This window comes from Acetobacter orleanensis, assembly GCF_001581005.1.
In the GTDB taxonomy this organism is placed as follows: Bacteria; Pseudomonadota; Alphaproteobacteria; order Acetobacterales; family Acetobacteraceae; genus Acetobacter; species Acetobacter orleanensis.
In genome coordinates this window covers 1-8,850 of sequence record NZ_LHZV01000024.1, presented here as the reverse complement: position 1 = coordinate 8,850, position 8,850 = coordinate 1, and the positions used below count along the sequence as shown (strand labels likewise).

The following is an 8,850-nucleotide window of genomic DNA, read 5'->3' as shown; positions in this document are numbered from 1 at the left end:
ATGCCGCTGGACAACCGGGCAGGCCGTGCTTGACCTCGGCCACCGCAATGCGGAAACCATCGCAATGCTGTCCTTGCAGATCCTGAATGGAGGGCCGTATCTGATGGAAGAGGCACCTCAAGCCGAAACCATCGCAACACACTAAGCAGATTTTACCACGGCAGGTTCCCCCTTCCTGCCGTGGTTTTCAACAGAATTCAGCAAGAACGTAAGGCCTGCGTTTCCCGAATCAAGATGTGTATAAAAGAAAGTTTGTCCACAACACCCTGTGTCAGGACAAAGGGATAAAAATCAGGCAACCCCATAGACCGGTTTAGACTGTTGACGGCATATGTCAGCGGTAGCCAAGCCTGCATGATTTCATCAAAAGACGCCTCGGTATAAGGATTTCCATGCCGTGGAGAATAAGAGGGTGTGGCCCCGGCCAGTGTGGGGCTGATCGATACACCATAGGCCCATGCTGTCTCCAGTGTTGAGACAATATGCAGATAATGCGCCCATGTTTCCGCAAAATCCTCCCACGGATGAGAGGTGGCATACACGCTGACATGATGCGTCTGCCAGCCTTGCGATGGCGGATTGTCATAATAGGTTTGTAAGGCCTGCTGATAATCAGCCCGGTCATCCCCAAACACAGCGCGGCAGGCATCCAGCCGCCCGGCATCCCGCACCAGAACGTTCCAGTAATAATGCCCCACTTCATGCCGGAAATGCCCTAGAAGGGTGCGGTAATATTCTCCCATTTCCACGCGCATCTGCTCACGGCAGGCATCATCCGCTTCGCGCAGGGCAATTGTGATAACCCCGTTATCGTGGCCCGTCATGACTGTAGAAGAGCCATCTGCGGCGTCTTCCAGAAAATCAAAAACCAGACCACCTTGCGGGTCTTCCTGCCGGGTTTTCATTGGAAGTTTTAGACGCAACAACGTGTAGAACAAACGATGTTTCGCTACTTCTAACTTACGCCAGCGTTCCAAATTTTCCGGCTTTTCCAGATTGGGAATGATGCGGTTAAAACGGCAGGCAAAGCAGAAGGATGGCGTACCGGCCCCGTTGGGCATGGTCATCCAGTTACACACATTATACGCATGATTGGCACAGTAAGCCAGTTCAGCCTGACGAATGCGCGGCTCCAGCGGACGCCACAGGCCGCCTTCCACCGGCTCCAGCGCGGACAGCACTGAAAGCCCCGGAAGATAACCAAGCTGATGTTTGCAATGTTCACAGGCTGTGTTTTCAAAAAACAGAATCTGCTCACAGGACTGACAGGTAAAAAGTCTCATGCTGATCACTCTCATGCGTCCAGAGTTCTAACGCAAGAAAAACCAGCAAGGTTAGGCGACGTCGGGCATCACCAGCCGGTCCAACTGCATGGACACATCAAACGTGGCGTTACAGTAATCCAGCAAACCTGAAACCGGGGCCGCCTGTTCCGGGGACGGTGTTGCCGCCAAGGGCAGGTGGCCCTGTGCTGCCAGCAGGCCCGATGTGGTATCAAACCCTATCCACCCAGCGCCGGGCAGAAAGGCCTCTGCCCAAGCATGAAGGTCACAGGTCAGAGTTTCCTCCCCTTCCGCTGTCTGGCTAGACTGAATTAGATAACCCGAGACAAAACGGGCGGCAAAACCCAGATGCCGCAGCACGGCGATCATCAACCACGCACTGTCACGGCAAGACCCGGCGCCACGACTCAGTGTTTCTTCTGGACTCCAAACACCGGGTTCCAGCCGCACCTGATATTTAACGCGCGCGGCCAGAGCACGGTTAAGCGCCACCAGCATCTCCAGCGTGTCATGAGGGGCTTTTGCCACCCAGTCCGCCAAAAATGCATGGAGATGCGGTCCGACGAGGGACGTCGAACGGTAAGATTCTAACTCGCCTTGTTCTTCGGTCGTATAAAATTGGCTTTGCGCACACGCCTGTAAGGCTGCCAGCGCCTGATGCTGAACAGAAATAGAACCGGCCTGCTGTTGCTGCATAACCTGCTGCTGAAAAAGCAGCGGCTCTGGAATATTCTGTAATTCCAGAGTGTTCTGTAAAAGAGCCGCGAGCGCGGCAGGCGGTCTCCAGTACCGGGCTACAGGTGCAAGTGTGAAATCAAAAGGATCTCTGGGTGTGAGATCGGCTTCTAGCCGTACCATGATGTCAAAAGAGGTCACACACTCAGAAAAAATCACTTTTGCTATGTGATTACCGAAACGATCGCACTGCCATGTTTGCTTACATTCTGAGGGTTCGACCCGCAGGGCATAGGCACGCACTGGCGTTCCGTCCGTGGGGGACGGACGAAGCCGGATGATCTGCGGACCTAGAAAAACAGGCCGGTCATACCGGTATCGGGTCTGGTGAGTCAGCATAACATATGAACTCATGGTGGGACGGCCTTGAACACCTTGCTCATACTGAAACGCTCTGCCTTTCTCCTCCTGCAATACAGGAAAAGCGGGTTGGAGCGCATGAAAGTCTCTACGCTATCAGCATTGCTCCCTGACAAGCCAGCCCTTGTACGAAATATTGCAATAAAAAAACAAATTGCCGTTTTGCCGCTTGGCAAGCCCTCTAATTCCTGCTCGTGTTAGGTAATCAACCGTAACGAAACGGCATGCAGCGGCGCAGGTTCTTACCGTCGCCCAGAGTGCCGGACCTCATATCGGGAACCAGGATATGAATGACGCACCACGCCATACCCCCGATCAGACAGCAGGGGTTTTTGCAGCCTACGACGTTCCGGATTTTTTTTGCGAATTGATGAACCGTAAGGAAATCGCCCCCCCAACCTTACAGAATGTGCGGGACCGTCTAGCCCGTTTCAGTCTGGCAGACCTGCGGCATCGCACGAACGCGGCGGAAACACAGCTGTATCGGCTAGGGATTACCTTTACCGTCTATTCCGACAAGGAAGCGATAGACCGAGTTTTGCCATTTGATGTCATTCCCCGCATCATCACTGCGGCGGAATGGACCCATATTGAGCGCGGCGTGCAGCAGCGTGTGCAGGCCATCAATCTTTTTCTGCACGATATCTATCATGATCGCGCCATCCTGCGTGACGGTATTATTCCCGCGGATCTGGTTCTGAAAAACCCGAATTATTGTGAGGCAATGGTCGGGCTGGATGTACCCGGCGGCGTGTATGTGCATATTAACGGCACGGATCTGATCCGTGACCAGAGCGGCCGCTTTCTGATTCTGGAAGATAATGCCCGCACGCCCTCTGGCGTGTCCTACGTTATTGAAAACCGGCATATGATGCTGCGGCTTATGCCGGATCTAGCTGCGGGCCTCCCCCTCCGTTCTGTGGAGGATTACGGACTAAAGCTGCACCAAAGCCTGCGCGAAGTCTCCCCTAAAGGAGTGCTGGACCCGCAGGTCGTTCTGCTGTCTCCCGGTATTTATAACTCTGCTTATTTTGAGCATGTTTTTCTAGCACGCGAGATGGGCGTGCCGCTGGTGGAAGGGAAGGATCTGGTGGTGGAAAACCACCGTGTCTTCATGCGCACGGTGGCCGGGTTACGGCCTGTTCATGCTATTTACCGCCGCCTGAATGATGAATTTCTGGACCCGCTGGCTTTCAACCCGGATAGCATGCTGGGTGTGCCGGGGCTGGTGGAAGCCTACCGTCGAGGGAATGTCACCATCGCCAACGCGCTGGGCACCGGGGTTGCGGATGATAAAGCCGTTTATGCCTACATGCCGCGCATTATCCGCTATTATCTGGATGAAGAACCAATTCTGGCAAGTGTCGAGACGCATATCTGCGCGGAACCGAACGGACTGGCCTACACGCTGGCCAATATGGACAAGCTGGTGATCAAACCTGTTGGGGAATCCGGCGGTTATGGCCTGTTGATCGGCCCGCACGCCACGCAGGCAGAACTGGCGGAGTTCCGCCACAAGCTGCAAGACAACCCCGGCAATTATATCAGCCAGCCGGTCATTAACCTGTCCGTCTCCCCAACTTTATGCCCGCAGGGTGTGGAAGCACGTCATGTGGACCTACGCCCTTTTGCCGTCACAGGCCGCTCCACATGGGTTCTGCCGGGAGGGCTCTCCCGCGTGGCGCTGCGTAAAGGGTCACTTGTCGTCAACTCCTCACAGGGGGGTGGGTCAAAAGATACGTGGGTGCTGGCATCATGACTGAAATTTCCGCTAATTTTTCCTCCATGCAGCCCGGCCTGAACACTCTGCTATCCCGCTATGGGGAAAGCATGATGTGGCTGGCACGCTATATGGAGCGTATTGAAAATCTGGCCCGGCTTCTGGAAGTCACCGAAAGCTTTGTGCGCGGACCTGATGGCCAGCCGGGATGGGACACCATCCTCCAGATCAATTCTGATGAAGAGTGTTTCTACGCCCGCCACCAGAGTGTTACGGAAACCGATGTCGTCACCTTTTACGTGACAGAGAAGGAAAACCCCAATTCCATCAAAGCCATGGCCCATGCCGCGCGGGAAAATGCGCGCGCCGTCCGCCCGTTGATTTCAACGGAAATGTGGACGCAGCTTAACGTTTTTACCGGCTGGGTGCTGAAACTTCAGCCCTCCGATATTCGGCTGGACAGCCTCTATGACCTCTGCAACCGCCTGAAACAGGAGTGTCAGAGCCATTTTGGCATTACGGAAGGCACCCTCTACCGGGATCAGGCATGGCTGTTTTATCTGCTGGGCAAATATCTGGAACGCGGCGACCAGACTACTCGCCTGATTGACATCCGCTACCACACGCTCCTGCCGGGCCATGAGCCGGTTGGGTCCGACATTGATCTGACGCAGTGGGCATCCATCCTGCGCTCCGCCGCTGCGTATCATGCCTTTCGCCGTCAGCAACCTGTCACAACAACGCCGGCCAATGTCGTAGGATTTCTGTTAAAGAACGATGCGTTTCCGCGTTCCCTGTCCACAAGTCTGCGTCTGGTAGATAACGCCCTCAGCATGCTGGCCGGGCATGGCAGCATGCGTCGTCTCTGCGCACCTATTCAGGAACGAATGGCGGAGCTGCGCGCCACACTGGCAGACCAGACGGTGGAGGACATTATCATCCGCGGTCTGCACGAATATATGCAGTGGATTCAGATTCAGATTTCACAGGTACAGCAGGAAACCGCCTGTGCTTTCTGGCCCGTCACCCCTCATGACAGCATCATGCACGCACAAAGCCAGCAGTAAGCACGAAACGCGCGGAACGCTCTTCCGCACAGATAAATAAAACGGCCTGACAGAATGACTGTTCAGGCCGTTTCTTTTCTATCAGGTTATTCTGTCAGGTTTCAGTTTTCTGCCAGAACCTGACGGCTGGCACGCACGCGGGAGACGCGGCGGCCTTCCATTTCCAGCACCTCAAACAACCAACCGGAATACGCCACCTTGTCCCCCAGAGCCGGGACACGACGGAGCAGCGCCAGAATCAGGCCGCCCAGCGTGTGGTAACTGCCTTCATCCGGCAGGGCGCGGAGACCGAGGCGGTCCTTCACCTCATCAGCGGAATCCGTGCCGTCCATCAGCAGCACATCGTCCTGCGTAGGGGTATGAAATGCGTCCATCGCCTGAGAGGATTCGTGCCGTGCCTCACCTATAATGGCGTCAAACAGATCAGACGCCGTTACCACGCCTTCAAACGAACCATATTCATCAAACACAAACGCCATGCCCAGAGAAATACTGCGCATCCGCTCCAGCATATCCAGCGCGGAAATGCTGTCCGGCACCACGACCATCTGCCGCAGCCCGGCTTCTATGGAGACAGGCATGCCATCCAGCATCCGGTCCAGCATGTCCTTGGCCAGCACGACGCCAACCGGGTTATCCACGCCCCCTTCACATACCACCAGACGCGCGTAGGTTGTTTGCTTGAGCGCCTTGATCAGCGCGTCTCGCCCTGCGTGGCGGTCAATCCAGTATAGCTCGTTACGCGGGGTCATGATGGCCCGCACAGGTCTGTCCGCCAGACGGAGCAGGCGCTCGATCATGGTGCGCTCTTCATGCTCCAGCACGCCGGACCGCGCGCCTTCCGCAATATAGGCTTTCAATTCCTCTTCCGTCAGCGTTTGGCTTACGGCATCCCCTGCTCCCATCAGCTTCAGCACGACGTTAGAAGACTGACGCAGCACCCACACCACCGGACGCGTGGCATTGGCCAGAATTTCCAGCGGCAGAGCCAGACGGGCAGCCATTTTTTCCGGCTCACGCAAGGCCAACTGCTTGGGCACCAGTTCTCCCAGCACCAGCATGAGGGCTGTAATGGCGATAACCACCAGCACCATGGAGACCTGAGCCGCTACGGGACGGAGAAAAGCGATTTTTTCCAGAAGAGGCGTCAGATGCGCTTCAACCTGCACACCGCCAAATGTCCCTTCCAGAATGGACACCAGAGTCATGCCAATCTGGACTGTGGGCAGGAAAATCTGGGGATCTTCCGCCAGCCGCATGGCGCGGTCGGCCCCCCGCATGCCCTGCTCCCGCAGAATGGCCAGACGCGGCATTCTGACCGAAATCAGCGCCAGTTCTCCCATGGCGAAAACGGCGTTCAGAATAACCAGCAGAAAAATAACGAGAATAGAAACAGTCATGGAATGCGGTGGCCCTGCGTCACGAAGGAAACTGCACGATACGGGATGATGGCCTCAGAGGCCAGTAGGCGCAGGCCATGCGTGCCAGACCGCCCCTTATGCGAAAAGAGGTTTTTCCCCCACATTCTTATGCAGGGAGCGTATGCCTGCCAGAGCAACAAATCAGGGAAAAAGGCCCGCTCCAGCCCGGTCAGACCCCATAAAAAAAGAGCGGCCCCCGTGCAGGGACCGCTCCTTTCATGGAGTCGCTGAGCAGAAGACGGCTCAGTCTGCCGCGGTCGCTTCCACGGATGCATCCGTTTTGGCGGGGGCGGCATCCGCATTGGCGGCGTCTGTACGGATCACCTTCACACGCGGAGCCTTGGCAGGCTTGCGCGCGGCGATTTCTTCCATCTGCTCTTCTACCTGCTTGGAGAAGACGTACTGAGCAGGCCGCTGGTTGGCGAGGGAGATTTCCGGCGCCATCGGCTTTTCAGTTTCCGGCCCGAACAGAGCAACTTTTGCAATGTGCCACGGGCGGCGCACGGCATCCATCACGGCGGTGGATTCATACCCGGAATGCACCATGCAGTCGGCGCATTTTTCATAGTTTCCGGTGCCGTAATCGTCCCACTTGGTGTCTTCCATCAGTTCATTGAAAGACTTGGCATAGCCTTCACCCAGCAGGTAGCACGGGCGCTGCCAGCCAAAGACGTTACGCAGCGGCTTGCCCCACGGCGTGCAGTGATACTGCTCGTTACCCGCAAGGAAGTTCAGGAACAGCGGAGACTGCGTAAACCGCCATTTCTTGCCTTTACCGAGACGGAAGATGTCACGGAAAAGTTGCTTGGTTTTCTGGCGGTTGAGGAAGTGAGCCTGATCCGGCGCGCGTTCATACGCATACCCCGGAGCGGTCATAATGCCGTCAACGCCCATCGCCATGACTTCATCAAAGAAGGCGGCAACGCGCTTGGGGTCTGCGCCATCAAACAGGGTGCAGTTGATGGACAGACGGAAACCGCGGGCCTTGGCCTTCTTGATCGCCGCAACGGCGCGTTCATACACACCGTCCTGACAGACGGAGGAATCGTGCATGGACTTATCGCCATCTAGATGCACGTCCCATGAGAAGAACGGAGAGGGTTCATACTCATCCATCTTCTTTTCAAGCAGAAGAGCGTTTGTGCACAGATAGACGTATTTTTTCCGGGCAATCAGACCACGGATAATTTCCGGCATTTCCTTGTGCAGCAGGGGTTCACCCCCGGCGACAGCAATAACGGGCGCGCCTGCTTCCGCATCCGCATCCAGACATTCCTGCACGGTCATGCGCTGGTTGAGAATAGCGGCGGGATAGTCAATTTTACCACAGCCAGCACAGGCCAGATTGCAGCGGAAAAGCGGTTCAAGCATCAGAACCAGCGGATAACGCTTGCGCCCGGTGATGTGCTGTTTGACGACATAACTGCCGACCCTGACGGCCTGCATTATAGGTACGGCCATAAACCCCCGCTCCGGCGCATGTGAGACGCCTGCATCATACTGAGTGAGACACTTCGTAATTTGTTAAAACGCAACCATGCCGAGTAACCGGCCCCTGCGCACCGTTGGACGGCCAGTGCAGGCGCGGTGCGCACAGTCACGTATGGAACTGTTCGCCTGCATATAGGTTGGCTACTTTGTCAAGCTCAAGCCTTTTTCAAAACCTGTTGTAAAAAAGACACAATACGGAGTTAGTTTTGTTTAAAGGCTTGCGTTCCGGCCTGAAACATTAAACCAAAACGCCTTATATCGCGATGTGTGAAAATATTTTCGCGCGACGTTAAGACACACTGCATGGCAACGAAACGCCGCGTCTCTCCCCAGACACGGCGCTCTGTTACCTGCGCAAAAGAAGATGGAAACGATCGCATGGACAGTTCTCACGACAAAAATGCTACCCGGATTCCCACCCTTGGCCGTTTTCCTGCTCTGGACCGGGTGACCTACCCGTCTGACATGCGGAACCTCTCGGTTGAGCAGCTCAAGCAGATTGCCGATGAACTGCGGGCCGAAACCATTGATGCCGTGTCCACTACCGGCGGCCATCTGGGCGCCTCGCTGGGCGTTGTGGAACTGACCGTGGCCCTGCATGCGGTGTTCGACACCCCGGCGGACAAGGTCATCTGGGACGTGGGCCATCAGGCCTATCCGCACAAGATCCTCACCGGACGCCGCGACCGCATCCGCACCCTGCGCCAGCCCGGCGGCCTATCCGGCTTCACCCGCCGCTCCGAGAGTCAGTATGACCCCTTCGGGGCCGCGCA

General features: G+C 56.1%; 7 protein-coding genes. 3 read left to right on the top strand and 4 right to left on the bottom strand.

What is annotated here, in order from left to right:
• Nucleotides 1-197 precede the first annotated feature (197 nt).
• Together AD949_RS00295 and AD949_RS00290 are read right to left on the bottom strand one after the other, a co-directional pair.
• Nucleotides 198-1,283: a zinc-binding metallopeptidase family protein gene (locus tag AD949_RS00295; protein ID WP_048836917.1), complete on the bottom strand. Its 1,086-nt coding sequence runs from the start codon at nucleotides 1,281-1,283 to the stop codon at nucleotides 198-200.
• A gap of 51 nt (nucleotides 1,284-1,334) precedes the next feature.
• A complete protein-coding gene (locus AD949_RS00290; protein ID WP_244463456.1) occupies nucleotides 1,335-2,372 on the bottom strand; it encodes a transglutaminase family protein in 1,038 nt (345 codons plus the stop codon).
• 292 nt (nucleotides 2,373-2,664) lie between these two features.
• Between AD949_RS00290 and AD949_RS00285 the strand changes: the two genes are divergently transcribed.
• Both AD949_RS00285 and AD949_RS00280 read left to right on the top strand, forming a co-directional pair.
• On the top strand, nucleotides 2,665-4,137 hold the full coding sequence (locus tag AD949_RS00285; RefSeq protein WP_048836918.1) for a circularly permuted type 2 ATP-grasp protein: 1,473 nt from the start codon (nucleotides 2,665-2,667) through the stop codon (nucleotides 4,135-4,137).
• Nucleotides 4,134-5,165: an alpha-E domain-containing protein gene (locus AD949_RS00280; protein WP_244463457.1), complete on the top strand. Its 1,032-nt coding sequence runs from the start codon at nucleotides 4,134-4,136 to the stop codon at nucleotides 5,163-5,165. The genes AD949_RS00285 and AD949_RS00280 overlap by 4 nt, the downstream gene beginning before the upstream one ends.
• A 101-nt stretch (nucleotides 5,166-5,266) precedes the next feature.
• Here AD949_RS00280 and AD949_RS00275 read toward each other — a convergent pair whose 3' ends face one another.
• Nucleotides 5,267-6,565, bottom strand: a complete 1,299-nt coding sequence (locus AD949_RS00275) for a hemolysin family protein (protein ID WP_048836919.1) — start codon at nucleotides 6,563-6,565, stop codon at nucleotides 5,267-5,269.
• 264 nt (nucleotides 6,566-6,829) lie between these two features.
• Nucleotides 6,830-8,047, bottom strand: a complete 1,218-nt coding sequence (hpnH, locus tag AD949_RS00270) for an adenosyl-hopene transferase HpnH (RefSeq protein WP_048836920.1) — start codon at nucleotides 8,045-8,047, stop codon at nucleotides 6,830-6,832.
• A 408-nt stretch (nucleotides 8,048-8,455) separates the two neighbouring features.
• Between hpnH and AD949_RS00265 the strand changes: the two genes are divergently transcribed.
• The coding region (locus AD949_RS00265; RefSeq protein ID WP_282955667.1) for a 1-deoxy-D-xylulose-5-phosphate synthase N-terminal domain-containing protein at nucleotides 8,456-8,850 on the top strand (395 nt) is incomplete at its 3' end.